Origin of the sequence: Streptococcus sp. DTU_2020_1001019_1_SI_AUS_MUR_006 (assembly GCF_032340315.1) — a bacterium.
In the GTDB taxonomy this organism is placed as follows: domain Bacteria; phylum Bacillota; class Bacilli; order Lactobacillales; family Streptococcaceae; genus Streptococcus.
Genome location: NZ_CP135436.1, coordinates 1,220,431 through 1,246,849, shown reverse-complemented (window position 1 = coordinate 1,246,849; position 26,419 = coordinate 1,220,431). Strand labels below are relative to the sequence as shown.

At 39.5% G+C, this 26,419-nt stretch carries 23 protein-coding genes and 2 tRNA genes; 1 reads left to right on the top strand and 24 read right to left on the bottom strand.

Going from position 1 to position 26,419, the window contains the following annotated elements; translation table 11 throughout:
- Positions 1 to 23: 23 nt before the first annotated feature.
- The 21 genes from sufC to RRU92_RS05925 form a co-directional block, all read right to left on the bottom strand.
- Positions 24 to 794 (bottom strand): Fe-S cluster assembly ATPase SufC, encoded by a 771-nt coding sequence (sufC, locus tag RRU92_RS06025; protein WP_000114489.1) that lies wholly within the window; start codon positions 792 to 794, stop codon positions 24 to 26.
- 153 nt (positions 795 to 947) lie between these two features.
- Positions 948 to 1,142 (bottom strand): DUF3272 family protein, encoded by a 195-nt coding sequence (locus tag RRU92_RS06020; protein ID WP_281335445.1) that lies wholly within the window; start codon positions 1,140 to 1,142, stop codon positions 948 to 950.
- A gap of 22 nt (positions 1,143 to 1,164) precedes the next feature.
- Complete coding sequence (gene dnaX / locus RRU92_RS06015) at positions 1,165 to 2,829, bottom strand: DNA polymerase III subunit gamma/tau (protein WP_315638947.1); 1,665 nt, start codon at positions 2,827 to 2,829, stop codon at positions 1,165 to 1,167.
- The gene (locus tag RRU92_RS06010; RefSeq protein WP_248034918.1) at positions 2,829 to 3,326 is read right to left on the bottom strand and encodes a GAF domain-containing protein; all 498 of its coding nucleotides are present in this window, start codon (positions 3,324 to 3,326) and stop codon (positions 2,829 to 2,831) included. Before RRU92_RS06010 ends, dnaX begins: the two co-directional genes overlap by 1 nt.
- 85 nt (positions 3,327 to 3,411) lie before the next feature.
- A complete protein-coding gene (gene rpsA / locus RRU92_RS06005) occupies positions 3,412 to 4,614 on the bottom strand; it encodes a 30S ribosomal protein S1 (protein ID WP_001001618.1) in 1,203 nt (400 codons plus the stop codon).
- A 161-nt stretch (positions 4,615 to 4,775) separates the two neighbouring features.
- Positions 4,776 to 4,847: transfer RNA gene (locus RRU92_RS06000), tRNA-Gln, on the bottom strand.
- A gap of 9 nt (positions 4,848 to 4,856) precedes the next feature.
- A tRNA-Tyr gene (locus tag RRU92_RS05995) sits at positions 4,857 to 4,937 on the bottom strand.
- Positions 4,938 to 4,986: 49 nt separating this feature from the next.
- Positions 4,987 to 5,217 (bottom strand): DUF2969 domain-containing protein, encoded by a 231-nt coding sequence (locus RRU92_RS05990; protein WP_000037108.1) that lies wholly within the window; start codon positions 5,215 to 5,217, stop codon positions 4,987 to 4,989.
- Positions 5,218 to 5,352: 135 nt separating this feature from the next.
- A complete protein-coding gene (gene pcp / locus RRU92_RS05985) occupies positions 5,353 to 5,997 on the bottom strand; it encodes a pyroglutamyl-peptidase I (RefSeq protein ID WP_248034921.1) in 645 nt (214 codons plus the stop codon).
- A gap of 13 nt (positions 5,998 to 6,010) precedes the next feature.
- Complete coding sequence (locus tag RRU92_RS05980) at positions 6,011 to 6,934, bottom strand: DUF979 domain-containing protein (RefSeq protein WP_248034923.1); 924 nt, start codon at positions 6,932 to 6,934, stop codon at positions 6,011 to 6,013.
- Positions 6,931 to 7,620: a DUF969 domain-containing protein gene (locus RRU92_RS05975; protein ID WP_315638944.1), complete on the bottom strand. Its 690-nt coding sequence runs from the start codon at positions 7,618 to 7,620 to the stop codon at positions 6,931 to 6,933. The genes RRU92_RS05980 and RRU92_RS05975 overlap by 4 nt, the downstream gene beginning before the upstream one ends.
- Before the next feature lie 34 nt (positions 7,621 to 7,654).
- Positions 7,655 to 9,622, bottom strand: a complete 1,968-nt coding sequence (locus RRU92_RS05970) for a peptide ABC transporter substrate-binding protein (RefSeq protein ID WP_315638942.1) — start codon at positions 9,620 to 9,622, stop codon at positions 7,655 to 7,657.
- Between the two features lie 21 nt (positions 9,623 to 9,643).
- Entirely contained in the window at positions 9,644 to 10,666 is a 1,023-nt protein-coding gene (locus tag RRU92_RS05965; RefSeq protein WP_315638941.1) for a branched-chain amino acid aminotransferase, read from the bottom strand.
- A gap of 142 nt (positions 10,667 to 10,808) precedes the next feature.
- On the bottom strand, positions 10,809 to 12,896 hold the full coding sequence (locus tag RRU92_RS05960) for a thiol-activated cytolysin family protein (protein WP_315638940.1): 2,088 nt from the start codon (positions 12,894 to 12,896) through the stop codon (positions 10,809 to 10,811).
- 328 nt (positions 12,897 to 13,224) lie between these two features.
- Positions 13,225 to 15,705: a DNA topoisomerase IV subunit A gene (parC, locus tag RRU92_RS05955; RefSeq protein WP_315638939.1), complete on the bottom strand. Its 2,481-nt coding sequence runs from the start codon at positions 15,703 to 15,705 to the stop codon at positions 13,225 to 13,227.
- Positions 15,706 to 15,892: 187 nt separating this feature from the next.
- Positions 15,893 to 16,711, bottom strand: a complete 819-nt coding sequence (locus tag RRU92_RS05950; protein ID WP_315638937.1) for an aminoglycoside 6-adenylyltransferase — start codon at positions 16,709 to 16,711, stop codon at positions 15,893 to 15,895.
- Between the two features lie 87 nt (positions 16,712 to 16,798).
- Entirely contained in the window at positions 16,799 to 17,590 is a 792-nt protein-coding gene (locus tag RRU92_RS05945; RefSeq protein ID WP_315638935.1) for a hypothetical protein, read from the bottom strand.
- Positions 17,590 to 19,533 (bottom strand): DNA topoisomerase IV subunit B, encoded by a 1,944-nt coding sequence (gene parE / locus RRU92_RS05940; protein ID WP_315638934.1) that lies wholly within the window; start codon positions 19,531 to 19,533, stop codon positions 17,590 to 17,592. Before parE ends, RRU92_RS05945 begins: the two co-directional genes overlap by 1 nt.
- Positions 19,534 to 19,681: 148 nt before the next feature.
- Positions 19,682 to 20,524: an amino acid ABC transporter substrate-binding protein gene (locus RRU92_RS05935; protein ID WP_315638933.1), complete on the bottom strand. Its 843-nt coding sequence runs from the start codon at positions 20,522 to 20,524 to the stop codon at positions 19,682 to 19,684.
- Positions 20,525 to 20,533: 9 nt separating this feature from the next.
- Positions 20,534 to 21,163, bottom strand: coding sequence for an amino acid ABC transporter ATP-binding protein (locus RRU92_RS05930; protein WP_315638932.1), 630 nt, complete (start codon positions 21,161 to 21,163; stop codon positions 20,534 to 20,536).
- Between the two features lie 10 nt (positions 21,164 to 21,173).
- On the bottom strand, positions 21,174 to 21,815 hold the full coding sequence (locus RRU92_RS05925) for an amino acid ABC transporter permease (protein WP_315638931.1): 642 nt from the start codon (positions 21,813 to 21,815) through the stop codon (positions 21,174 to 21,176).
- A gap of 215 nt (positions 21,816 to 22,030) precedes the next feature.
- Between RRU92_RS05925 and plsY the strand changes: the two genes are divergently transcribed.
- The gene (gene plsY, locus RRU92_RS05920; RefSeq protein ID WP_315638930.1) at positions 22,031 to 22,672 is read left to right on the top strand and encodes a glycerol-3-phosphate 1-O-acyltransferase PlsY; all 642 of its coding nucleotides are present in this window, start codon (positions 22,031 to 22,033) and stop codon (positions 22,670 to 22,672) included.
- Between the two features lie 94 nt (positions 22,673 to 22,766).
- On the opposite strand, the gene RRU92_RS05915 is transcribed toward plsY, so the two are convergent.
- From RRU92_RS05915 to RRU92_RS05905, 3 genes are read right to left on the bottom strand one after another with little or no spacing between them, the layout of a single operon-like run.
- On the bottom strand, positions 22,767 to 23,723 hold the full coding sequence (locus tag RRU92_RS05915; RefSeq protein WP_315638929.1) for an ABC transporter permease: 957 nt from the start codon (positions 23,721 to 23,723) through the stop codon (positions 22,767 to 22,769).
- 2 nt (positions 23,724 to 23,725) lie between these two features.
- Entirely contained in the window at positions 23,726 to 24,784 is a 1,059-nt protein-coding gene (locus RRU92_RS05910) for an ABC transporter permease (RefSeq protein ID WP_315638928.1), read from the bottom strand.
- Positions 24,784 to 26,313, bottom strand: a complete 1,530-nt coding sequence (locus RRU92_RS05905) for an ABC transporter ATP-binding protein (RefSeq protein ID WP_315638927.1) — start codon at positions 26,311 to 26,313, stop codon at positions 24,784 to 24,786. The genes RRU92_RS05910 and RRU92_RS05905 overlap by 1 nt, the downstream gene beginning before the upstream one ends.
- Positions 26,314 to 26,419 lie beyond the last annotated feature (106 nt).

Sequence of the window (26,419 nt, the reverse complement as noted above, 5' to 3'; positions counted from 1 at the left end):
TTCTCCTAAAAGATACGAGGGAATTACAATTCTTCCTTGTAGTCGTAGCCAAGTTCTTCAGCTAGTTTTGCGTATCCTTCACGTTCCAAACGCGCAGCCAATTCTGGACCACCTGAAAGGACAACACGACCTTCCATCATCACGTGTACCACATCAGGTGTGATGTAGTTCAAAAGACGTTGGTAGTGAGTGATAATCATAGCACCAAAACCTTCACCACGCATGGCATTGACACCTTTAGACACAACCTTAAGAGCGTCAATATCGAGACCAGAGTCAATCTCATCCAAAAGGGCAAAAGTTGGTTCCAACATCAAGAGTTGAAGAATTTCATTACGTTTTTTCTCACCACCAGAGAAACCTTCGTTGAGGTAACGCTCTGCCATTTCTTCTTTCATGTTGAGCAATTCCATCTTCTCATCCAATTTAGTGATAAACTCACGAACTGAAATCTTCTCATCGTCTTCTTTACCAGCATTCATAGCTGCACGAAGAAACTCAGCGTTGGTAATTCCAGGAATTTCTGATGGGTATTGCATAGCTAGGAAAAGTCCCATACGCGCACGCTCATCCACTTCCAATTCAAGGATGTTCACACCGTCAAACAAGACTTCACCTTTAGTGACTTCATAGTTTGGGTTCCCCATAATAGCAGCTGAAAGAGTAGACTTACCGGTACCATTTGGTCCCATGATAGCTGCAATTTCTCCTGTTTTAAGAGTCAGATTAACCCCTTTTAAAATTTCTTTTCCTTCAATCTCAACGTGAAGATCTTTGATCTCTAATACTGACATGATAGTTCCTTTCTTTTTCAATCCGTTTTACCATTTTTGCTAGAAAATTGTCCTTATTTTTCTAGTAAAAAACGATAAAATGTCAATAAATATACTTTAATAGTATAACAAAAAAAAGCCTAAAAGGCTTTAATTTTGTCTAGAAGCTGAGGGTTACTTCTTTCCTTTAAAATGGTCATCTATAGCATTGACAATTTTCCCCATGATATAGCTTACTCGAAAATTTCTCAGGATTAAAATAGCCCAGAGCAAGGCCATAATATACCGTTGTGCCATGATAGACTCATTGAAATAATAAGTCTCGGCAGCAGTAAAGAAGGCCATGATTATAAATTGTTGTCTGTTCATCGTATTATGTCACAATATCCTTTTAATCTTCTGCTATGGTTACTTTATCCGCTAGGAATTCAAATCCTTGAGGAAGGACAGATTCTTCAACCTCTTCCTTAACAGAGTTTCCTTGAGACGATTTAGCCTTAGCTGAGAAATCTGCTCTGACTTCTTTCCACTCGTCCATAGATATAGCAAGAATCTCTGGAGAGAATCCCGCTGCTTGACTGAGGATATTACCAAACATAGTGTTGAGATTATCACGTTTCATGGTCTGGCCAGCATTGAAGTTAGATTCAAAAGCAAGAATGGCATGATGTTCATTGGCCGCAACAGGTTGAGAGCCAACTAAAAGTGCTTTATCAGGTCCTGACAAACTTTCAATAACTTCTCCCCAAGCATTTTGGAGACGAATTAGATTTTGACGGGCTAAATCAGGATTTTCAACAGCTTCTTGAAGAATAGACTGCACCTTATTGCGGTCTACTCGATAAACTGACTTGCTGTTTACTGGGCGACTTGGTGCTGGTGTGGCCTGCTTGGGACTTGTATTAACATTTGCTAGGGCCTGTTTCAATCGCGCAACTTCTTCTCTTAGTGATGCCAATTCACCAGCGACTTGACCTGTTATTTCAGGCTTAACTTCAAGCTCAGCTAGACGAATGGTCATCATTTCTGCGTAAATCTTTGGTTGGAGGCTAGCCTTGATATCAGCTAAACTACTTGTTGCAATTCCAATCATCTCGAACAAAACAACCTGTGAAATACCTAGGTTATCCTTAAAGAGATCACTATGGTGAGTATTCTCCCCACCAGTTTGGACAATCAAAATATCCCGTAGATACTGCAACAAATCCGTTACAAATCGTGTCATACTTTTTCCGTTATCAAAAATCAAATTAAGATTTTCCAAAGCACGAGTCACATCTTTTTGTGCCAAGGCAGCCACATAATTATCCAAAGCACTTAGACTAATAGTCCCCGTAATTTCCTCAGAAACAGCTGTTGTTAATCTAGCATCTTGAGTCAAGCTCAATGCTTGGTCTAAAATGGACAAAGCATCCCGCATACCACCTTCTGCTCTACGAGCGATAATCTCAACAGCTTCAGTTTCATAAGCAATTCCTTCCTTTTCTAAAATATGGAAGATATGATCTCGAATATCCTGAGTTCTAATAGATTTAAACTCAAAGCGTTGAACACGAGACAAAATGGTTGCAGGAATCTTATGAAGCTCTGTCGTTGCTAGGATAAAAACAACATTAGGAGTTGGTTCTTCAAGAGTTTTTAAAAGGGCATTGAAGGCTCCTGTTGAAAGCATATGAACCTCATCAATGATATAGACCTTATACTGAGCTATACTTGGAGCATAGGTTGATTTATCACGGATATCACGAATTTCATCCACCCCATTGTTAGAGGCTGCGTCCATTTCGATAACGTCTTCCAAGCTACCGTCTGTTACAGCTTGACAGATATAACAGTTATTGCAAGGTTCTCCTCCCTCTTGATTAGGGCAGTTCATAGCCTTGGCAAAAATTTTGGCTACACTGGTTTTTCCAGTTCCACGAGGCCCTGAAAATAGATAGGCATGGCTGATCTTTTCCTGCTCTACAGCTTGTTTCAGAGTTTTTGCAACAATTTCCTGGCCTACTAACTGTGAAAATGTTTGACTTCTATATTTTCGATAAAGGGCCTGATACATTACGCTTTCTCCTCAAACATTGAAAAATTCCATTCGGTTTTCTCTAACAAAATAGCAACAAACTCTTCTAGATATTTCTGATCCAACTCATCATAATCATCAACAAGAGATGAATCTAAATCTAGAACGCCCAAAAGACGTCCCTCTTTAACCATCGGCACAACAATTTCACTACGAGCACTACTATCGCAAGAAATATAGTTTGGATAGGTTTTTACATCACCAACAATCACTGTTTGACGACTAACTGCTGATTCGCCACAAACACCTTTTCCAAGAGCGATTCGTACACATGAAACTCCACCTTGAAAGGGTCCCAAGATCAGTTCATTCCCATCAAATAGATAGAAACCTGCAAAAACAGTATTGGGAAAGCTTGTTTTTAGCAAAGCACTAGCATTAGAAAGATTAGCCAACACATTGGGCTCTCCTTCTAAAAGATAAGAGAGCTGTTCATTTATTGTTTGATAAAGTAATTCTTTTTCTGAATATAACATAAAACCATTATATCAAAAAATGCTAGTAGAAAAAAGAAAAATCCCTTGTTTTAAAAACAAAGGATTTTATTAAAATTCGAATGGATTAAAGTTCGATGTCTCCGAACAAGTCAGCCATTGAGAATCCTGTTTGAGTTTCAGGAAGTTCAAAATCACGTTTTTCTTGACGTTTTGGACGACGTGGACGTGGAGCGCGTTTTTCTTCTTTTTGTCCTTCTTCTTGAGCAGGACGTTCTTCAAGAGCTTTGATAGAAAGTGAAACGCGTTCTGCATCAGCGTTAACTTCAAGAACTTTAACAGTAACTTCTTGACCAACTTTAAGAGCTTCTTTTGGATTTTCAATACGTTTGTGTGAAATTTGTGATACGTGAACAAGTCCATCGATACCTGGCAATACTTCAACAAATGCACCGAAGTCAGTCAAACGTTTAACTGTACCTTCTACAACATCACCTTTAGCCAATTTTTGCTCAACGCCATCCCATGGTCCAGGTGTTGTAGCTTTAAGTGAAAGTGATACACGTCCTTCTTCTTCGTTAAGATCAAGGATTTTCACTTCAACTTCTTCACCAACAGTTACAACTGATTTTGGTGAAACGTTACGTTCGTGTGACAATTCAGTCAAGTGAACCAATCCGTCAACACCACCAAGGTCGATGAAAGCACCGAAGCTTGTGATACGTGCAACTTTACCAGTTACAACATCACCAACAGCCAATTTACCAAATACTTCAGCACGAGCTGCTGCTGTAGCTGCTTCTACAACTTCACGACGTGAAAGGATGAAGCGGTTTTCTTTAGGATCAACTTCTTTGATTTTAGCATCAAACTCTTGACCTACAAAACGCTCAGTGTTACGTACAAAACGAGTATCCAACATTGAAGCTGGGATAAATCCACGTACACCTTCAAATTCAACTGAAAGTCCACCCTTAACAGCGCGAGTTCCTTTAACTGTAACAACTTCTTCTTCGCGTCCTACAAGTTTGTCCCATGCTTTGCGAGCTTCAAGGCGTTTTTTAGATACAAGGTATGTTACTGTATCAGTATCTTTACCAACTACTTGACGAAGTACAAGAACATCCAATACTTCACCTACTTTTACAAAGTCATTGATATCTGCATCGCGATCGTTTGTCAATTCGCGAAGAGTCAAGACACCTTCAACACCAGTTCCAGAGATTGCAACGTTAGCTTGAGTAGCATCAACTGTCAATACTTCAGCACTAACAACATCACCTGGCTCAACTTGGCTAACGCTATTTAGCAAATCTTCAAATTCGTTCATCTAAAAAATCCTCCAACAATCAAGTTTTTCTTAAACTTGACATACTTATAATTTTTTCCTAAGCACCCGCAAAGACATGTTATATCGTTCACGTCCTTCAATTATAAAAATAAAATACCCTAAGATATTTTTCTTTTTATCTTGAATATATTACCTAAGAACTGGGGTAGCTGGATTCGAACCAACGCATGAGGGAGTCAAAGTCCCTTGCCTTACCGCTTGGCTATACCCCAAAAGTGAAATGGAGAGAGAGGGATTCGAACCCCCGAACCCGAAGGAGCGGATTTACAGTCCGCCGCGTTTAGCCTCTTCGCTATCTCTCCAATGTTCAACAAAAACAATTATATCATGAAAATTTACAAAAAACAAGCTTTATTTTGCTAAATTATAGTTTTCAATCAAAATTTCCACAGCTTTTTCAAGTTTTTTATAAAAACTATCGACATTTCCATTCTTTATGATCGCAAATTGATTATCTAGTTCAGCAATTTCACCAATAACCTTTTTACCGATCGTTAAAGTATACCCTTCATACTTTTCCTTACCAACTAAAACAGTTGCGTCTGTTAATTGAATTTCAATTTTTTTATCTTTTTTACTCATACGATACCTCTTTTCACTCTTCCTATTGTACAAGAAATTTAAAAAACTGGCAAGAAAAAAACTCTTTACCAAGCTAATCTTGATAAAGAGTTTTTGTGACAAAATCTAATTTTTTAATCTAGGAAAGACTCATTGTTAGTGGGTTGTACCACCCACTAATTTTATGTCCTTATCTTTATAATCTACGATAGCACCAATCGCAGCTTCGATACCTCTGACGATTTCAGTTAAATTCATAGATGCTGTATTAGGTTTATTGATCACCTGTTCTGTCATATAGGGAATATGCATAAAGCCTGCTCTCATATGTGGAAACTTTTTATCCGCTAAATAGAGAGCCTGGTACATCAAATGATTACAAACAAAGGTTCCTGCTGTATTGGACACTGTAGCTGGCAACCCTTCCTCTTTAATCGCTTGAACCATTGCCTTAATAGGTAGTGTGCTAAAATAGGCAGCTTGACCGTCCAGGCGTATAGGAGTGTCAATCTGCTGATTTCCTTGGTTATCAGGAATTCTAGCATCATCTTGGTTGATGGCAACACGCTCAGGAGTTAGACTAGCTCTTCCTCCTGCTTGTCCGATGCAAAGCACCGCATCTGGCTGAAAGCGGACGATTTCTGCTTCTAAAACCTCTGCTGATCGATAAAAGACCGTTGGGATTTCTACCCAATGAATTTCAGCTCCATGAATCTCAGATGGTAATGATTTAACAGCTTCCAGAGCTGGATTAACCTTTTCACCACCAAAAGGATCAAAACCTGTTACTAATATTTTCATTTTATTTCCTTTGTTAAAATGCCAAAAAGTACATCAAAAATATATGTAGGATAATCATGATAACAGCTACTCCTACTTGCGCTTTGATAACCCCATTTGGATCTTTCATATCCAGGAGAGCTGCCGGTAAAGCATTAAAGTTAGCCGCCATTGGAGTCAATAAGGTTCCACAGCAACCTGCCGTCATTGCTAGAGCTGCAGCCACGATTGGATCAGCTCCCAAGGCAAATACAAAGGGAACTCCAATTCCAGCAGTAATAACAGTAAAGGCAGCAAAGGCATTACCCATTATCATGGAGAATAGAACCATCCCAAGGACATAAGCTACCACACCCATAAAACGACTGCCGGATGGAACTAAACCACTTATCAAGTGAGAAATCAGGTCTCCAACTCCTGCTACGGTAAATATTGCCCCTAAAGCACCTAAAAGTTGAGGCACAATCCCACTGGTTGAAACTTGTTGCACCATGCGATTGTTTTCTGCTAACAAACTTCTGGGAGAACTCTTAGTAATCAATAAAAGAGAGATGGTTGCGAAAAATGCAGCAAGGCTGATAGCAATCTTACTAAACTCAGGGATCATTTTTGCTAATACCAAAGCAATCAAAGCCATTAACATGACTGGAATAAAAATTTTATTCTTTAGTCGTTTAGCTTCAATATTTGCCTTGACTTCATCCAGAGACGGTAAGGTGCCGATACGAACCTGTTTAAAGAGAGTTAGCAGGGCTAATAGCACTACGATAACTCCAATACAGACAGAAGGTAGATAGGAACCACCGATAAAACTGATGCCCAATAAAGCCCAAAACCCAGCCGTTCCAAAGCGAACTGGGTTTGTTTTATCTTTATAGCTACAATAAGCTGTATGAAGGAATTGACAACCAATCACAATATAGGTCAACTCTAATAACTGTCTTGCTAGATTGGTCATTCTTGTTTTCCTTTACTAACCTTATTTGCTAGCAGTTTTCTATCAAACAGGTAATTGTAAATCCCAACTATAAATAGGGCAATTCCTGCAACTATAAGCGAAGCTGAAGCAATTCCTGCATAATTACTTTCGTAACCTAATTGGTCCAGTGTGCCCCCTATCAAGAGGACACCGCCTGCACCAACGAAAGTGTTTTGAGCAAAGAAATTTGCAAAATTATCATTTGCTGCTGCACGCGCTTTTAGCGCTTCACTCTCCTGCTCCGTTATTTTTCTACCTAATTGAGACTCTGCTGCTGCTTGTCCCATGGGTTGAACCAAAGGCCTTACAAACTGCGGATGTCCTCCAAGACGAATGGCAAAGAAACCATCGAGTTCCCGAAAAAAGAAATACACTGTATAAAAACTTCCAACTGTTAGTCCCTTTATCTTTTGAATCAAGTCAATCGAACGTTGCTTGAGGCCAAAAGTTTCAGATAAACCTACCAGTGGCAAGGTTACCATAAAAATCGTCAGAACTCGTTGATTACTAAATTCTTTTCCCAAAATTTCCAAGAACTCAACAAGAGAAACTCCAGAAACTAGAGCGGTAACTAAACTAGCTAAGACTACCGTTGCAATGGTATCTAACTTATAGACAAAACCAATCACAATGATAACTATCCCTATTAGTTTAATCCATTCCATATAGGCCCCTTTATTCCAAAAGTACTAGTCTGTTTTATTTGACATGACTCTCTAATTCTTTTTGGTATTTATTGTTTGATTCCAATTTTTCTTTTTGCCATTTTTCAAGAGCTGCTTGGTATTCTTTAGCAGATACAATCTCTTTTTGCAATTTCATTCCCTTGAAGATGTATGGATCCCCCTTAATACCTACTTGTGAGTATGGTTTTGAGAAAGGAACGATGTTGCTAACAACAGGTGAACCACCTGATGAAGCTGTCGGTATCAAGAGAGAACTATCTGTGAGCCAAGCTTGGGCTTTAGCATATTTTTCATATCTCTTGTTCAAGTCGTTTGTCTCAGAAACTGCATCATCTAAGAGTTTCTTATATTGGTCCAAACCAAGTTGAGCTACTACTTCCTTATCTTTTCCTTTAGTAATACCAAGGTGTTTCATAGCAGAACCGGTCTTAGGATCCATGATATTGAGATAACTTGCCGGATCTTGATAACTTGGAGCCCATCCAGTACTGTTCAAATCATAGTCTTTTTGAGCAGGTACACGCGCTTGTGATGTAATACTTTCCTTTTCATTGTCAGTCATTTGAAGAACATCGATTACGACATTTTCAGAACCAAGAGTTGATTCGATTGATTGCTTGAAGGAATTGCTTTGCTGAACAGCAATTGTATTTGTCTGTTCAACTGGGACATCCAAGTGAATTGGGAAGGTTACACCTTTTGATTCCAATTCTTTCTTAGCTTTTTCAAATGAAGCCTTGGCTTTGTCAGGATTGTAGATGGTATCTTTTCCGTCTACAAGCTCAACACCTTTCCATTGGTCTCCATAGTTGATCAATTCTTTTTGAGCAATATCACCAAAGTTTTTACCACCAGATTGTACAAAGTTATCTGGTACTAAGCTATTACGAATAATCTTGTCCGCACCATCTTCACCATTGAGCTGGGCAGCATAAGAATGACGGTTGAAGGCAAAGTTGATGGCTTGACGGAAGTCCTTGTTCAACATTGCTTCTTTTGTAGAAGTTTTCTGTTCTTCACTTGTTTTCGCTGTCTTATTGAAAGATTGACGGTTTACATTAAAGGTAAAGTAGTAACTAGTTGAATCCTGTGGACTATATGTAATTTTATCCCCGTATTGTTCCAAAGTAGAAGCAAAGTTTGAGCTACTTGGGAAGAGGCGAGCTGTTGTGTAAACACCCGAAGAGAAGCTACGGATCAAGGATTCTTGGTCTGATCCATCATAGTAAGTTAATTTAACTTTCTCGATTTTAACCTTCTCTTTATCCCAATAATTTGGGTTCTTTTCATATTCGATTAAAGATTTTGAAGTCAATGTCTTCAAAATATATGGACCGTTATAAAGAATACCAGCTGGACTGACCGTTCCATAATTTTTACCAGAAGCTTTGAGGAATTCTTCATTTACTGGCAACATAGTTGCTGAAGTTACTTTGGAATTCCAGAAAGTTTCAGGTGCATTTAGAGTGTACTCAACAGTATAGTCATCTACTGCCTTAACCCCAACTGTTGAGAAATCATTAGTCTCACCAGTCATATATTCATTCAAGCCCTTGATTGAGTTTTGAATAAGAGTGACACCGTCTGATTTGCCATCTGCTACGTGTTTCAACCCTGTAACAAAGTCATGCGCAGTTACTTCAGCGTATTCTTCACCTTCTGAAGTATACCATTTAACCCCTTTACGAAGTTTATAAGTATAAGTCAAACCGTCTTGTGAGACACTCCAATCCTCAGCAAGGGAAGGAATCAAATTCCCATATTCATCGTTTTCCAACAAACCATCAACGACGTTACCGATGATATCAGTTGTTGAAGTACGAGTTGCGATACTGTAGTCCAAAGATGATGGGTCTACTCCATAGACATAAGAGAAAGTTGTAGGCGCATCTGCTTCCTTGTCAGCTTTCCCACAAGCCACAAGAAGAACTGCTGTACTCAGGACCACTCCTGCTGTTAACATCCACTTTTTCGTTTTCATAAAGAACTCCTTTAATAATTTTTAATCTACTTTTACAATCCAACCTTCTGGTGCTTCAATGTCACCAAATTGAATACCTGTCAATTCATCGTATAGTTTACGAGTCACTGGACCAACCTCTGTCTCACTGTAGAAAACGTGGAAGTCATCACCATGTTGGATTCCTCCAATTGGTGAGATAACTGCCGCAGTACCGCAGGCACCTGCTTCTACAAATCGATCCAGACTATCAATTGGTACATCTCCCTCAACAGGCTTCAAGCCCAAACGATGCTCTGCCAAATAAAGTAATGAGTACTTGGTAATCGATGGCAAGATTGATGGACTCAGTGGGGTTACAAACTCATTATCAGCTGTAATTCCAAAGAAGTTTGCTGAACCAACTTCTTCAATCTTAGTGTGTGTTGATGGGTCAAGATAAATAACATCTGAGAAATGACGAGATTTAGCCATTTTTCCTGGCAAAAGACTAGCTGCATAGTTCCCACCGACCTTGGCAGCCCCTGTTCCATTTGGTGCAGCACGGTCATACTCATCTTGAATCAAGAAGTTTGTTGGAACCAATCCACCCTTAAAGTAATTTCCAACTGGCATAGCAAAGATGGTAAAAATATACTCCTCAGCTGGTTTTACCCCAATGATATCTCCAACACCAATCAAGAGTGGACGGAGGTAGAGGGTTCCACCAGTTCCATAAGGTGGTACGTATTCCTCATTAGCACGAACAACGGCTTTACAAGCCTCTACAAACATTTCTGTTGGAACTTGTGGCATCAAGAGACGATCACAGGTACGTTGCAGACGTTTAGCATTTTCATCTGGACGGAAGAGTTGAATACTGCCATCCTTTGTACGATAGGCTTTCAATCCTTCAAATGCTTGTTGTCCATAGTGAAGGCTTGGAGATGATTCTGAAATATGCAAGGTTGCATCTTCTGTTAATTCTCCTTGAGCCCATTGTCCATCTTTAAAATAAGCGATATAACGATAAGGTAGTTTCATATAGGAAAAACCGAGATTTTCCCAATCAATTGTTACTGTCATGATAATCTCCTTTATTCTAATCAAGCTTTGTGTTCTATTCTACACTATTCTCCTAAAAATTCAAGTATTATTTGTAATTTTCTGAAAATTTTACTTATAAAAAGAACCAGCTCATAGAACTGGTTACTTTCACAAGTGAAAATTAGTTGTTTTCAACTTTTTCATCGTATTTTGGTCTGATTGTTGTACCTGAATTAATAATGGTACGTTTTTGGACTAGAGGAAGGTCTGTACGATTGTAAACAGTACGCCATGGTTCCCAAGCAAGACCTGTTTTTTCCTGAATCTTCACGCGTAGGTTACGAACATTTCCTTTAAATTGAATCTCAGTACGGAATCCAGCTGTTCTGTTTTTACCATTGTCTTCCCATTGACGCGTACGAATGCTTTCAACTCCATCCTTATCATAAGTTACTTCATCCCAGGAAACATAGTAGCGAGCAATGTAAGCTCCCTTATGATGTAAATTGAGGTAACCATTTTTATATGAAGTCACTTTAGTTTCAATGTAGTCTGTATTGCTTTGAATTGTGGCCACTTGATTATCTTTCAAGAATGCAGTCTTATAAGAAATTGGAACAGCAGGGTTTTGCGTACTGAAAGTAGCTCCTTCTTGGATTAATTTCTTCAAATCTTCTACTGTACCTGTCACAACACGTGCAGCGCCATCAGCATTTCCACCTACGATGGAAACGGTTACAGTTGTATTCTTCAAGACACGTGCCCATTCAGATTCTGGTTTAATAGGCACTCCTTTGATTACAGCATTGATTGCTGCTTTCAACTCGGTACTCTTGCTTGTTGTTTCAAACTTAACATACATTTGACGTCCGTATGACACGCTTGATACATATACAGGAGGAGTATTTTCATCAATTCCACGTGCTTTCAATTGATCAACTGTTACTCCTGAGGCAAATACATCTGATGGATTTTTTGGAGCATCAAAGTTAGCTGTATAGTAAACTTGTTTAAAATCAACTACCTCAATTTGTTTTTCACCTTTATTGACAGCTTCAAAGTCAATTTTTAAATTAACTCCAACTTTTTCAAAGTCGCTTCCGAATTTTGCTTTCAATTGATTCATGCTGTAAGCAGAAGTTGATTCGTACTGCATACGTGCTGGAGCAGGATTTTTCGCAGCATATTTTTCATGCCAACGGTTTAACAAGGTATTCACACCTTCCTGCATACCACTTGCAGTTGGATTAGCATCTACATAGCTATCTCCGCCTACCATTCCTGGTAAATCAACACTAATTCTACCTTTGCTACGATCTAAACTAATTTGTTGTGGTTTATTTTCTAGAAGGTCTTGATTTGCTTTAAACAATGCACCTAGGAAAATATCTCCGTTACCATTAATGGCAACATCAGCCGAACCATTAGAAAGGCTTTTCTTCACTTTTTCTACGACCACAAATTCACTTCCTTGTTGTTTTGTGCTTGTATTAGTGTAATTTTCTAATGCTTCTCCTTTTCTAGTCAAAATATTTAATTTATCATAATTTAAACCAAATAAATAGTTATTTAGCTCTGCAGTATAATCTGTTTTAGCTTCGTTTTCTGTTTTAGCTTCGTTTTCTGTTTTAGCTTCGTTTTCTGTTTTAACTTTGTTTTCTGTTTTCTTATCTGCTACTCCTTTTTCTTCTTTTACAGAACGATATACTTCAACTTCTGCCAAACTAAGAGGAGTTTTAGATTTATTTAATTCAATTTTTACATATCGTGCATCAACTCCTGAGAATTGAACATCAACTGTTGGTTGATTGTTTAAGCTATCTACATGTTGACGAGCCACTTCATTTCCATCTTTATCTAACAAAATAACATCAAAATTAGATAAACGATCCCCTACATTACTGTCTCCACGATTGTAAATACGAACAGTTCCCACACCTTCTTCTTTTGCTAGATCAACTTTCCACCAAGAATGATCTTGAAAATCTGTATGAGTAACTGAGCGATTGCCGTAGTCATTATCTCGATTGCCGTCAACCGCTCTAGAAGCATCTGCACCATAAGCAGTCGAACTCTGACTTGCAGACTTATGAGCAGCAATATTTTCACCAGCAACTGCAGCAACGCTTGGCTCTGTTGCTTTTACTACATTTGTTTGAAATACAAGGCCAGAACCTAACAAAAATGTTGCAATGGCAACACCACATACTCCAACGCTACGTTTACGAATAGAATAACGAAATCCTTTATCTTGTTTATTTTGAGACATACAAAACTCCTTTTAGATTAATCAAACTACATTTCTTGAACGCGCTTTCTTGAAACGATATTAGTATAACATAAAAACAGATGTGATGCAATCGTTTTCTTAAAAAATATTATTTTTTTATTAATCTAGCTTGAATAATTGACCACATATTAATAATTTCACAATTAAACAACAGGTGGTCTATACCAATGAAAATAAGAAAACGAACAGGATTAAGTCCCTATCAGTTGGGAATCATCACTGTTCGTTTTTGTATATATAATCAAATTCAACTCTTAAATCTATAGCTTAAGAAATTTCTTAATGAAAAGCTTTTCATTGTTTTTTATCATTTCTTAGATTCAAGTTCTGTATAAGCTTCCTGAAGATAAGTATCAAAAACTTCTTCATCAGAAATGCTATCTGAAATGAAGCTTCCATTGCTAGTGCGCTCCGATAGATTCAAATCTTGGAGGATTGATTCGTAAATGGTTCCCTTATTTGACTGAACAACTAGAGTTTGTTCTCCGTCTTCTACTTCTGTACTAAAGAGATCTCCAACAAATCCTTGTTCTGAGACCGCTCCAGCCGAAAAGACGCGATGTGGTTTACTCTTCAATTCTCTAAGAACTTGAAGACCGCGATTGGCACGGCTGGTTGCTGGAATTTCCTCGATCGAAACACGCTTAAGACTGCCACGATGCGTCAAAAGATAGAAGGATGAGGTGTTGCAGATAAAGGCTGCTTGTATCACATCATCTGCTTTGAGATTCATGGCTCTGACACCTGCAGCTTTGGCACCGATGACTGGAACCTCTTCTATGTTAAAGCGGAGGGCATAACCGTTTCGACTAATCAACAGAACATCATCCAATTTAATCGGAGCTACTGCTACAATCTGGTCAGTATCATCTTTCAACTTAGCATATTTGACAGACTTAGAGCGATAGGTTCTCCATGGAGAGAATTCTTTGCGTTCAACACGTTTGATTTGACCAAGGCGAGTCGCTGCAAAGTAGGTCGTCGCATCATCAAACTGATCCACAACTTCTACATAGATCACTTCTTCATTGGTTTCAAAGTTTGTAATAGACTGGCTCAAATGCTCTCCGATATCCTTCCAACGTATATCTGCTAACTCATGGACTGGTCTGTAAATGACATTTCCAAGCGTTGTAAAGATTAAGAGGTGCTGAGTAGTTTTGACAGATTGAACAAAGAGTAATCGATCGTCATCCCGTTTACCAATTTCCTCTAACGTTGAAGCTGAGAAAGAACGAGGGCTAGTACGCTTGATATAGCCAGCCTTAGTCACGCTGACGTAAGTATCTTCTTCAGCGATAAGACTAGCTGTATCAATCTCAATGACTTTAGCTGTATCTTCTAAAGTACTCAAACGTGGAGTCGCAAATTTCTTCTTGACTTCACGGAGTTCTTTCTTCATGAGATTGTACATGGTTCGTTCGTCACCGATGATAGCCGCCAGCATAGCAATCTTTTCACGTAGTTCAGCTTCTTCTTCTTGCAAGACAACCACGTCTGTATTGGTCAAACGATACAATTGCAAGGTAACAATGGCCTCAGCCTGTTCTTCTGTAAAATCATAGCTGACCTTGAGGTTTTCCTTGGCATCAGCCTTGTTCTCAGAAGCACGGATAAGGGCAATGACTTCGTCCAAGATAGAGATGACGCGAATCAAACCTTCCACGATATGGAGACGTTTTTCAGCCTTTTCCTTGTCAAAGCGAGAACGCGCCAAGATCACTTCACGACGGTGAGCAATATAGCTAGACAAGATTGGCACAATTCCAACCTGACGAGGCGTAAAATTATCAATCGCAACCATGTTGAAGTTGTAATTGATTTGCAAGTCAGTATACTTGAAAAGATAGTTAAGAACAAGCTCAGTGTTCGCATCTTTCTTGAGTTCGATAGCAATGCGAAGACCGTCACGGTCGGACTCATCACGAACCTCAGCGATACCTGCTACCTTGTTATTGACACGAACTTCATCAATTTTCTTGACCAAGTTAGCCTTATTAATCTCATAAGGAATCTCAGTGATAACGATTTGTTCCTTACCACCTTTTAGCTTCTCAATTTCAGTCTTGGAACGAACAACCACGCGCCCTTTACCAGTTTCATAGGCCTTTTTGATTTCGTCTCGGCCTTGGATGATAGCTCCTGTCGGGAAATCTGGTCCAGGCAAGAATTCCATCAACTTATCAACCTTGGCAGTTGGGTGATCAATCATGTAGACTGTCGCATCGATAACTTCAGCCAAATTATGCGGTGGAATATCTGTGGCATATCCAGCCGAAATCCCAGTCGAACCATTGACTAAGAGGTTTGGAAAGGCTGCTGGTAAGACAGTTGGTTCTTTCTCCGTATCGTCAAAGTTCCAAGCAAAAGGAACTGTCTTTTTCTCGATATCCTGAAGGAGATAGCCTGCAATCTCTGACAAACGTGCTTCAGTATAACGCATAGCCGCAGGCGGATCTCCGTCCATAGAACCGTTATTCCCATGCATTTCAACTAGAATCTCACGATTTTTCCAGTCCTGAGACATACGAACCATAGCATCATAGATAGAAGAATCCCCGTGTGGATGGAAATTCCCCATGATGTTACCAACAGACTTAGCAGACTTACGGTAGCTCTTATCAAAAGTATTGCCATCCTTATTCATCGAATAAAGAATACGGCGTTGAACCGGCTTCAATCCATCCCGAATGTCTGGCAAAGCCCGGTCTTGAATGATGTATTTGGAGTAGCGACCAAAGCGCTCTCCCATGATGTCCTCCAAGGACATATTTTGGATATTACTCATATAAGATACAAAGGGACGATTCGGCCTGTCGAAAATTTCTGTAGAAAAATAGGAAATCGATGCAGGGTTCGATGAACCCAAGACGATTTATCTTTTTTCATAAGAAATTAGTCCCGTGTTCAGTTACTTTATATAACTAAACTATCCTTTCTGTAGTTTAAATTGTTAAATAGAGTTCTTTATTTTCTTAGTAATCAGGAAGCTTTTCCTCAGCATACTTAACCATCTTCTCAGCTACTTCCCTATCGTATTCAAAGCCCATCTTGTTAGCAAGATATTGAGCTTCTTGGTGGAAAAATTCCATGGTTGCTAATAAAGACTGAGTGATTTTGTCTAAACTTGAGAAATCAAGAAGAGCAGAGAATTCCTTCTCCTTCTCAGCAGACAAATAGTTAAAGAGATACTTGTAGTTCTTGCCGATGTCGACAGCCCCCCTATCACTTGCTACCTGCCAAGCCGAGATCTTTAGGAGTTCTTGTTGACAAATACCGTAGAAATGGTCAGTCGCATAGAAGACTTGCTTGCGACAGATTCCCTTGACCACGTAAGCTGACACCCACCAAAATTCATTGCAGGCTTTGTCAAACTCTATCGCACTAGCTGAGCTTGTCCAGTAACGTTGAGGATTTGGAGAATAGGGCACAAACAAGCCTTTCTCATCTTTCAAAACTGTATAATCAGCTTCACTATCCACCCACTCTTGAATGTACTCCGTAGGACAGAGGGTCAAATCAATCCGATTGCCATCTTCAAAGAGCATGAGATAGAGGCGACGGTTGCCTAGGACATTATGCTGCTCAATGATACGAGTGCCAAACTGGTCTAACCAAGAAAGGTCACTCGTCAGATTATCTAAGTCGTCCACGACATAGATCACGTCGTAATCCTGAAACTCATCTTTTGGTGCTTTTGGATTTGTCCGTGAACCAGACATGGCGACAGCGTTGACTTGGAGCACTTTTGCGGTTTGAAAAATTAAATCAAGCATTTGGGGTTCAGTTCTCATGGGGATACCTGTTTTTCATTTGATAATCCTGTATATTAGCATACTATTTCTCAAGTTAAAATAGTTAATCAATTATAAAAGATTTAGCTATCCTTCTCTCAAAGTTTTTAATTTCGACAAAATTCTAGCTTCATCCAAGCCCAGAATAACAAACAAGGATGAAGTGTAGATATTATCGTACCATTGTTCTAGTTTCTCATTAGTCATATCAAGATGATATTGTTTAGCATTGTTATGTCTTAGCCCAAAATTATTATACATTTCAAAAAGCTTTTCAAACGCAATAATCTTTTGATTATTAACCTTGAACACCTCCTTTAATTCCTCAGAATTATTCAGTTCTTTTCTTAATGGCTCAAGGTAGTTCGCTAAAGAAATAAGTATTTCTTTCTTACGCTGAACATTTCCTTTATTTGCAAAATGATTATATTCTAAAACCTTTATCGCATCTTGAATACTCGTTTCAGATACAATCTGAGAAACTTCTGAGGCATAAACATTCTTTTCAACGATGATTTGACGACCACTTCCTAAAGTAAGAAACTCATGATTCGATAATTCTAGAACTCTGTTGATATTTTCTCTAACAGCATACACATCATTCCTTAAAAAGGGATGACTCGGGTTTATAATCGACAACATATCATTTAAAAGCTCAGCAAAAATAAAAATTTTTTCTAATTCATTATCCGCTTGAGATAAGCAAAACTTTAAGAACTCATCAAAATCTATAAAAGTTCTACGATTTTGATAATTAAGAAATTTATGATTTAGTTCCTCTAACAATCCATTCGATAACAAAATACAGAGATTATCAAATTCCGTGCTCGGGTTAAAATTCATACCATCTAAGATTTCAAAATAATTTTTTCTAACCATCAGAAAACAGTACTCTCCTCCAGCGTAAACTTGACATTGTCTTCGATCCACTTACGGCGTGGTTCAACCTTATCACCCATGAGGACATTGACACGACGTTCTGCGCGTGCTAAGTCTTCAATCGTGACACGAATGAGGGTACGAGTTTCTGGGTTCATGGTTGTTTCCCAGAGCTGGTCTGCATTCATTTCACCAAGACCCTTGTAGCGTTGAAGGGTAGCACCTTTACCGAACTGCTTGCGAAGTTCTTCTAGCTCGCCATCCGTCCAAGCGTAGGCCACTTCTTCTTTCTTTCCTTTACCTTTGGACATCTTGTAAAGAGGCGGAAGGGCGATATAGACATGTCCTGCCTCGACTAGTGGACGCATGTAGCGATAAAAGAAGGTTAAGAGAAGGGTTTGAATGTGGGCACCATCGGTGTCCGCATCGGTCATGATAATGATCTTATCATAGTTAGCATCTTCAAGGGAAAAGTCTGCTCCTACACCAGCACCAATGGTATAAATCATGGTGTTGATTTCCTCATTTTTGAGGATATCTGCCATCTTGGCCTTGGCTGTATTAATGACCTTACCACGAAGAGGCAAGATAGCCTGGAACTTGCGGTCACGTCCTTGCTTAGCAGAACCACCGGCAGAATCCCCCTCGACCAAATAGAGTTCGTTCTTAGCAGGATTTTTAGACTGGGCTGGGGTTAATTTACCTGAAAGCAAGCCCTTGTCTTTCTTATTTTTCTTACCATTACGGCTCTCATCACGCGCTTTACGTGCTGCTTCACGGGCATCACGCGCCTTGATAGCCTTACGAATCAGATTAGAAGCCAACTCCCCATTTTCCATGAGGAAGAAGGTCAACTTATCAGCTACAATCCCATCTACAACGGGACGAGCAAGGGGACTTCCCAATTTATCCTTGGTCTGTCCTTCAAACTGAAGATGTTCTTCAGGAACCAAGATGGAAAGAACTGCCGCTAATCCTTCACGGTAATCTGAACCTTCTAGGTTTTTATCTTTTTCTTTGAGAAGGCCAGTTTTTCGCGCATAGTCATTCATGACTTTGGTAATAGCAGACTTTAGTCCTGTCTCATGCGTTCCACCGTCTTTGGTACGAACGTTATTAACAAAGGACAAGATGTTATCTGAAAATCCATCATTATACTGGAGGGCTACTTCTACTTGAAAACCATTATCTTCCCCTTCAAAGTATAGGACAGGCGTCAAGGTTTCCTTGTCTTCATTGAGGTAAGAAACAAAATCCTGCACACCGTTCTCATAATGGAATTCAATTGCTTCATCTGTTCGCTTATCCGTTAATGACAAGGTTACATTCTTCAAGAGAAAAGCTGACTCATTGAGACGCTCTGAAATGGTATGGTACTTAAAGTCTGTCGTGGAAAAGATACTAGCATCCGGCATGAAGGTCACTTTGGTACCTGTTTTAGACTTAGGTGCCGTTCCAACCTTTTCAAGAGTTGTTACTGGCTTCCCACCATTTTCAAAGCGTTGTTTGTAAACAGCCCCATCACGTGTAATTTCTACTTCGAGCCAACTAGAGAGGGCATTGACGACAGAAGATCCAACCCCGTGGAGACCTCCTGATGTCTTATAACCACCCTGACCGAATTTCCCTCCGGCGTGAAGGATGGTAAAGATAACCTCAACCGTTGGAATTCCCATAGCGTGCATTCCAGTCGGCATTCCACGTCCGTGGTCTTGAACCGTTAAACTTCCGTCTTTATTAATGGTTACATCAATACGATCGCCAAAACCAGACAGGGCTTCATCGACCGCATTATCGACAATTTCCCAAACAAGGTGATGTAGTCCAGCACCGTCAGTCGATCCGATATACATACCTGGACGTTTCCGAACCGCATCCAACCCTTCTAGCACCTGAATGGCATCATCATTATAATTGTTAATATTGATTTCCTTTTTTGACACAAGGAACCTCCTATTTGTTCATCTTTACTATTTTACAGGTTTTCTAGGGATTTTGCAAAATTTTCAAGTTAAAAAGCCTATTCACAAGTACTTTTTAGTAAAAAAAGCACTCATTTCCACCCTAAAAAAAGAAACCAAGACGCGAGTCTCAGTTTTCTTTTCCTTTAACTTGGCTTGTTGCTATATCTTCACCAAACCATTTTTGGCTAATTTCTTGGAATTTACCTTCTTGATAGAGTTCTACAAAAGCTTGATTCAAATTTGCTAACAAGGTCTTATCTGCTGGTCTTACTCCAACTGCAAAAGACTCACTCTCAAAACCAGCTGGGAAAATCTCATACTGGTCTAAAATCCCTTCCGTTTTAAGATAATAATTAGCGTAAACACGGTCAATTAAAAGAGCATCAATCCGATCATTTTGCAAGTCAATCAAGGCTTCATTAAAACTTTGATACTGATTAGCCTTTTGGTCTTTTACAATGTTTTTCAAGAGTTCTGGCTGAGCTTCAAAGTCTAGATAACCAGAAGAACCTGCTTGGGCTCCCAAAATCTTACCTGCCATATTAGACACTGATTGAATATTTTGCGATTTTTTTGAGACTAGAACCTGCTGATTCTCCATATAAGGAATAGTAAAGGCTACCTTCTCACGGCGTTCATCTGTTGCGGAATAGCCGTTCCAAATTGCATCAATAGTGCCGTTTTGAAGTTCTGTTTCCTTCATATCCCAATCAATGGGTTGAAACTGGACCTTAAAGCCAAGTTTCTTAGAAACAGCTTGGGCTAAATCAATATCAAATCCAACATATTGCCCATTCTTTTCTTCAAATCCCATAGGAACAAAAGTATTGTCAAATCCGATAGTAATTGTTCCCTGTTGTTGGTATTTTTCCCAATTATCTACTTTAGGATTGCTAGCTTTTTGCGTGCATCCTACCAGGAAAAAAGCAAGAAAGAATACCAAAACAAGGCTGATTTTCTTTCGATTCATAGACACCTCCTACTTAGGCTCTACTTTGAGAATCTGGTCAGCGATATTCTCTGCAAACTGGAGATCGTGGGTTACGACAATTTGAGTCATACCTAAGTCTCGATTTTGTAAAATCAGTTTTTCAACTTCGAGACGCAACTCTGGATCAAGAGCAGAAGTTGGTTCGTCATACCCAATCACTTCTGGATCTATCATCATTGCACGTGCTAAGGCAACCCGTTGCTTTTGACCACCAGACAAGGAATAAGGATAGGCATCCACATGGGCTTCAAGCCCAAGACGAGTTAGTAAGTCGATTGCCTTCTTCTTAGCATCTGCTTCAGACATCCCCATAGTCTTGATAGGTGACAAAATCAAGTTCTCCATAACGGATAAGTGAGGAAAAAGCTGAAAATCTTGAAAGACAAAACCTAACAAGTGACGCTTTTCAAGTTCATCCAAAGGTAGGGATTCTCCATTATAAAAAATCTCTCCTGAATCAATGGTTTCTAGTCCAGCTAACATTCTAAGCAAGGTAGTCTTCCCACCACCAGAAGGTCCAACGATGGCCAAAATTTGCTTTTCAGGAATTGTTAAACTGAAATTGGATAAAATTTCTTTTTTTCCAAATTTTTTGCTGATATTTCTTAACTCTAACATGGATAACCTCCTATCTATAGTAGCTGAACTTCTTCTCAAGTTTCTTAGCTAAAATCGTAACGATACCAATCATAAGAAGATAGATAGCGCCTGCTAGAAACATTGGAATCAAACTAGCATCACGATTGGCTGCAGTACGACTAGCTAGGATTAAATCTGAAATACCGAGCGCATAGACCAGAGAAGTATCCTTAACCAAACTCATAACCTCGTTAAATACACTTGGTAAGACAATTTTGGTTACCTGTGGCAAAATGATATAGCGAACGGTATCGAAAGGATTGAATTTCAAAACCTTAGCTGCTTCGTATTGGCCCTGAGGAATGGTTGCAATCCCTCCACGGAAAATTTCAGCAAAGTAGGCTGCATAATTAAGCGTGAAGGCAATAATCGCTGCAGGCACACGGTCGAGTCGAATTCCGATACTTGGTAGGACATAATAAATAAAAATTAGTTGCAAGAGCAAGGGTGTCCCGCGCATCACCCAGATATAAACATCAATCATGTAATGGAGGGGTTTCCAATGGACCTGTAAGCAAAAGGCAACCAAAATGCCTAAAGGGATTGAAAAAAGCAAGACCAGTGCAAAAACTTGTAAAGTCATTGTCGCACCGCTCAATAAACTTGGTAATATCTCAAATAAGTAAGACATGTTCCACCTCCTAAAAATAATTGTTCTCATTATAGCATAAATAAACACAAAATCAAGGATTTTCTGAAATTTCCATGCATTTTTAAAACTTTAGCCTTAATTTCCGAACAATAGTGTTCCTAATAAAAATTTTCTACTTACATAAAGTATCAGATGTCACAATTTGAGAAAAGATTCCTTTCCGTTTCTCTCCTATTTCATGGTATAATAGAAGCATGATGACAATAGTATTATTAATTTTAGCTTATTTATTGGGTTCTATCCCTTCAGGACTGTGGATTGGGCAAATCTTCTTTAAGATCAATCTAAGAGAACATGGTTCTGGTAATACTGGAACGACCAATACCTTTCGAATCCTAGGTAAGAAAGCGGGTATGGCAACCTTCGTGATTGACTTTTTCAAAGGAACCATCGCAACTCTACTTCCCCTTATCTTCCATGTACAAGGAATCTCTCCTCTAATTTTTGGTCTCTTAGCCGTAATCGGGCATACTTTCCCAATTTTTGCAGGATTTAAGGGAGGTAAGGCTGTCGCAACTAGTGCTGGAGTCATTTTCGGATTTGCTCCTCTATTTTGCCTCTATCTAGCAGTTGTCTTCTTTGGAACTCTATATCTAGGAAGCATGATTTCTCTCTCTAGTGTTACTGCTGCTCTCGCTGCTGTTTTGGGAGCTCTAATTTTTCCACTCTTCGGCTTTATCTTAAGTAATTACGATCTCCTCTTCACTCTTATTATCATAGCACTCGCGGGAATTGTAATCATACGTCATAAGGATAATATCAATCGTATTCAAAACAAAACCGAGAACCTAGTTCCTTGGGGACTAAATCTCACCCATCAAAACTCTAAAAAATAGAGAAGAGGATGGGATATAAAAATGAAGTTTTCGCCAGATTTTCATTTCAAATACTAAAAAACGAGGTCGGGATTTTTCCCAGCCTCGTTTGTGTTTATTTAGATTTGATATAGTTGATACCATCCGCCTTCGGCGCAACAGCTTTTCCAAAGAAGGCTGCTAGGACGACGATGGTCAAGAGATATGGTGCAATCTGCAAGTAAACAGTTGGAACTCCTTGTAAGAAAGGAAGTTGTGAACCAATAACTGCCAAACTCTGTGATAATCCGAAGAAGAGACTTGAAAGCATAGCTCCGACAGGATTCCACTTCCCGAAAATCATAGCAGCAAGAGCGATAAATCCAGGTCCAACAATAGTTGTCACTGAGAAGTTGACTGAGATGGATTGAGCATAAATTGCTCCGCCAATTCCACCTAGGAAACCTGAAATAATAACCCCTAAATATCTCATCTTGTAGACATTAATCCCCAAAGTATCTGCTGCTTGTGGATGTTCACCTACTGAACGGAGGCGAAGTCCAAAGCGAGTCTTAAAGAGGATAAACCATGCTAAGAATGAGAAGGCAATTGCTAGGTAACCAAGTAAACTTGTTGACTTGAAGAAGATATCTCCGATAACTGGGATATTAGCCAAAAGAGGAAAATCAAAACGTCCAAAAGTTTGCGTTAAGTTATCCGTTTGTCCCTTGTTATAAAGCACCTTCACCAAGAAGACTGCCAAGGCTGGCGCCATCAAGTTAAGTACGGTACCACTGACAACATGGTCAGCACGAAAATGAACTGTAGCTACTGCGTGAATCAGTGAGAAGATAGCTCCGACTAATCCACCAACTAGAAGAGCCAACCAAGGAGTTAATGCTCCCAAATCTTGTGCAAATTCAAGGTTAAAAACAACTCCAGAGAAGGCACCCATGACCATGATTCCTTCAAGTCCAACGTTAACAACTCCACCACGTTCAGAGAAAACGCCTCCGATACTTGTGAAAATAAGTGGTGCTGAGTAAATCAACATTGAAGAAACCATAAGGGTTAGCATTGTTGTAATCGACATCCTTATTTACCTCCTTTAAGTTGTTTTCTTGGTTTGACAAAGCGTTCGATGATGTAGTGAACGCTGACAAAGAAGATAATTGAGGCTGTAACGATACTTACAAGCTCAGATGGTACTTGAGCAGCATTCATACCAGGGGCTCCAACTTGAAGCACTCCGAACAAGAAGGCTGCAAAAAGAATTCCAATTGGTGAGTTTGCAGCAAGTAGACTGACCGCCATACCATTAAATCCGATTGCCAATGATGAACCTTGGACATAAACGTTCTGGAAGGTACCAAGACCTTCTACCGCTCCACCAAGTCCTGCAAGGGCACCAGAAATAATCATTGATAAAATAATGGTACGTTTCGCTGAAATACCAGCGTATTCAGAAGCATTTGGATTTAGACCAACTGCACGGATTTCAAAACCGAGAGTTGTCTTCTTAAGCAAGAACCAGATAACTGCAACTGCAATGATGGCAAAGAAAATCCCAATATTCATACGAGAGTTTCCTGTTAACTCAGCAAGCCATGGTGTTTGATAAGTTGCATTTGCACTTACTCGGATAGATGAGTCTGTACTTTGCATGATTTCTTTAGGGAAGTGGTGGATAAAGGCATTTCCCACATAAAGAACAATGTAGTTCATCATGATGGTTACGATGACTTCAGATGTTCCAAGATAAGCTCTTAAAATACCAGGAATGGCACCAACGATTCCTCCAGCCACCAGCGCAATGACTACTGTCACAAGAATCAACAATGGACGTGGCAAATCTGGATTCAAAAGAGCAAACCAGCCACTCATAACCCATCCAGCGAGTGCTTGTCCTGGAAGACCAACGTTAAAGAAGCCAGCACGACTCGCAACTGCAAATCCTAGAGCAATCAAGACTAATGGTCCCATGGCACGGAAAATTTCACCGATTCCACGAACACTACCAAAGGCTGTGTAGAACAACTCTTCATAACCCCAAATAGCATCATAGCCAAAAATCCACATGACGATGGCTCCAAGCAAGATTCCAAGGATAACAGAAATCAAGGGAACCGAAATTTGTTGTAATTTTTTAGACATCACTCTTCTCCTTTTTCCAATTCACCACCAGCCATCAAGACACCAAGTTCTTGCTTGTTGGTTGTTTCTGGTGTTACGATCCCTTGAATCTTACCATCATGAATAACAGCGATTCTATCTGAGACATTTAGAATCTCGTCTAGTTCAAAGCTGACTACAAGGACAGCTTTCCCATTATCACGTTCTTGAATCAAGCGTTTGTGAATGTACTCAATGGCACCGACGTCCAAACCACGAGTTGGTTGGCTGACGATGAGGAGATCCGGATTTCGATCAATCTCACGAGCGATAATTGCTTTTTGTTGATTTCCTCCAGAAAGGGCTGAAGCTGGAACAATCTCGCTAGCAGCGCGAACATCAAACTCTTGCATCAATTTTTTTGCATAGTCAATGATATTCGTATAATTTAAAATTCCCTTTTTGCTAAGAGGTTCTTTATAGTAGGTTTGAAGAGCGATATTTTCAGAAATCAGCATTTCCAAGACCAAACCATCACGGTGACGGTCTTCTGGAACGTGACCAACGCTCAGTTCGGTAATTTGACGTGGATGCAATCCTACAATGGACTGGCCTTTCAATTCCACACTACCAGATTCAATCTTACGAAGTCCTGTGATAGCTTGAATCAATTCAGACTGACCATTCCCATCAATACCGGCAATTCCGACAATCTCACCAGCTCGAACATCGAGTGAGAGATTTTTAACAGCAGGAACGCCACGGTTTTCATTAACAACCAAGTCTTTAATGGACAGTACAACTTCTTTTGGTTGAGGTGCCTGCTTCATAGTTTTGAAGGAAACTGAACGCCCTACCATCATTTCTGCCAAGTCAGCATTAGTTGCACCAGCAATCTCAACTGTTTCGATTGATTTACCACGACGGATAACTGTAACGCGGTCAGAAACCGCACGAATTTCATCCAACTTGTGGGTAATCAAGATAATTGATTTACCTTCTTTGACCAAGTTCTTCATGATTGCCATCAACTCATCGATTTCTGATGGCGTTAAAACAGCAGTCGGTTCGTCAAAGATAAGAATATCGGCACCACGATAAAGTGTCTTCAAAATTTCAACACGTTGTTGAGCCCCAACAGAGATATCTGCTACTTTGGCAGAAGGATCTACAGCTAGTCCATAACGCTCTGATAATTCAAGAATTTCTCGACTTGCTTGAGCAATATCTAGGACACCATTTTTAGTTAATTCGCTTCCCAAAATGATATTTTCAGCAACTGTGAAAGCTTCAACCAACATAAAGTGCTGGTGAACCATCCCAATTCCTAAGCTAGCTGCTTTTGATGGCGAGTCTAATTTTACAACTTGACCGTTGACCACAATTTCACCACTAGTTGGTTCTAGAAGCCCTGCTAGCATGTTCATAAGAGTGGACTTCCCAGCTCCATTTTCTCCTAAAAGTGCATGAATTTCACCTTTACGAAGTTCAAGGTTAATCTTGTCGTTAGCGACAAATTCACCGAAAACTTTGGTAATTTCACGCATCTCAATGACATTTTCGTGTGCCATGTGCTCTTCCTTTCAGAGTTTTATTTTATTTCAATAAAACCTGCTAAAGAGATTTAGCAAGCTCTATTGAGACAAAACAATTTGTCTCAATTCTTAAAGAAGCGGC

Coding starts and splice junctions, on each gene's coding strand:
- sufC (WP_000114489.1), bottom strand. CDS start 794: ATGTCAGTATTAGAGATCAAAGATCTTCACGTTGAGATTGAAGGAAAA.
- RRU92_RS06020 (WP_281335445.1), bottom strand. CDS start 1,142: ATGAACAGACAACAATTTATAATCATGGCCTTCTTTACTGCTGCCGAG.
- dnaX (WP_315638947.1), bottom strand. CDS start 2,829: ATGTATCAGGCCCTTTATCGAAAATATAGAAGTCAAACATTTTCACAG.
- RRU92_RS06010 (WP_248034918.1), bottom strand. CDS start 3,326: ATGTTATATTCAGAAAAAGAATTACTTTATCAAACAATAAATGAACAG.
- rpsA (WP_001001618.1), bottom strand. CDS start 4,614: ATGAACGAATTTGAAGATTTGCTAAATAGCGTTAGCCAAGTTGAGCCA.
- RRU92_RS05990 (WP_000037108.1), bottom strand. CDS start 5,217: ATGAGTAAAAAAGATAAAAAAATTGAAATTCAATTAACAGACGCAACT.
- pcp (WP_248034921.1), bottom strand. CDS start 5,997: ATGAAAATATTAGTAACAGGTTTTGATCCTTTTGGTGGTGAAAAGGTT.
- RRU92_RS05980 (WP_248034923.1), bottom strand. CDS start 6,934: ATGACCAATCTAGCAAGACAGTTATTAGAGTTGACCTATATTGTGATT.
- RRU92_RS05975 (WP_315638944.1), bottom strand. CDS start 7,620: ATGGAATGGATTAAACTAATAGGGATAGTTATCATTGTGATTGGTTTT.
- RRU92_RS05970 (WP_315638942.1), bottom strand. CDS start 9,622: ATGAAAACGAAAAAGTGGATGTTAACAGCAGGAGTGGTCCTGAGTACA.
- RRU92_RS05965 (WP_315638941.1), bottom strand. CDS start 10,666: ATGACAGTAACAATTGATTGGGAAAATCTCGGTTTTTCCTATATGAAA.
- RRU92_RS05960 (WP_315638940.1), bottom strand. CDS start 12,896: ATGTCTCAAAATAAACAAGATAAAGGATTTCGTTATTCTATTCGTAAA.
- parC (WP_315638939.1), bottom strand. CDS start 15,705: ATGAGTAATATCCAAAATATGTCCTTGGAGGACATCATGGGAGAGCGC.
- RRU92_RS05950 (WP_315638937.1), bottom strand. CDS start 16,711: ATGAGAACTGAACCCCAAATGCTTGATTTAATTTTTCAAACCGCAAAA.
- RRU92_RS05945 (WP_315638935.1), bottom strand. CDS start 17,590: ATGGTTAGAAAAAATTATTTTGAAATCTTAGATGGTATGAATTTTAAC.
- RRU92_RS05935 (WP_315638933.1), bottom strand. CDS start 20,524: ATGAATCGAAAGAAAATCAGCCTTGTTTTGGTATTCTTTCTTGCTTTT.
- RRU92_RS05930 (WP_315638932.1), bottom strand. CDS start 21,163: ATGTTAGAGTTAAGAAATATCAGCAAAAAATTTGGAAAAAAAGAAATT.
- RRU92_RS05925 (WP_315638931.1), bottom strand. CDS start 21,815: ATGTCTTACTTATTTGAGATATTACCAAGTTTATTGAGCGGTGCGACA.
- plsY (WP_315638930.1), top strand. CDS start 22,031: ATGATGACAATAGTATTATTAATTTTAGCTTATTTATTGGGTTCTATC.
- RRU92_RS05915 (WP_315638929.1), bottom strand. CDS start 23,723: ATGTCGATTACAACAATGCTAACCCTTATGGTTTCTTCAATGTTGATT.
- RRU92_RS05910 (WP_315638928.1), bottom strand. CDS start 24,784: ATGTCTAAAAAATTACAACAAATTTCGGTTCCCTTGATTTCTGTTATC.
- RRU92_RS05905 (WP_315638927.1), bottom strand. CDS start 26,313: ATGGCACACGAAAATGTCATTGAGATGCGTGAAATTACCAAAGTTTTC.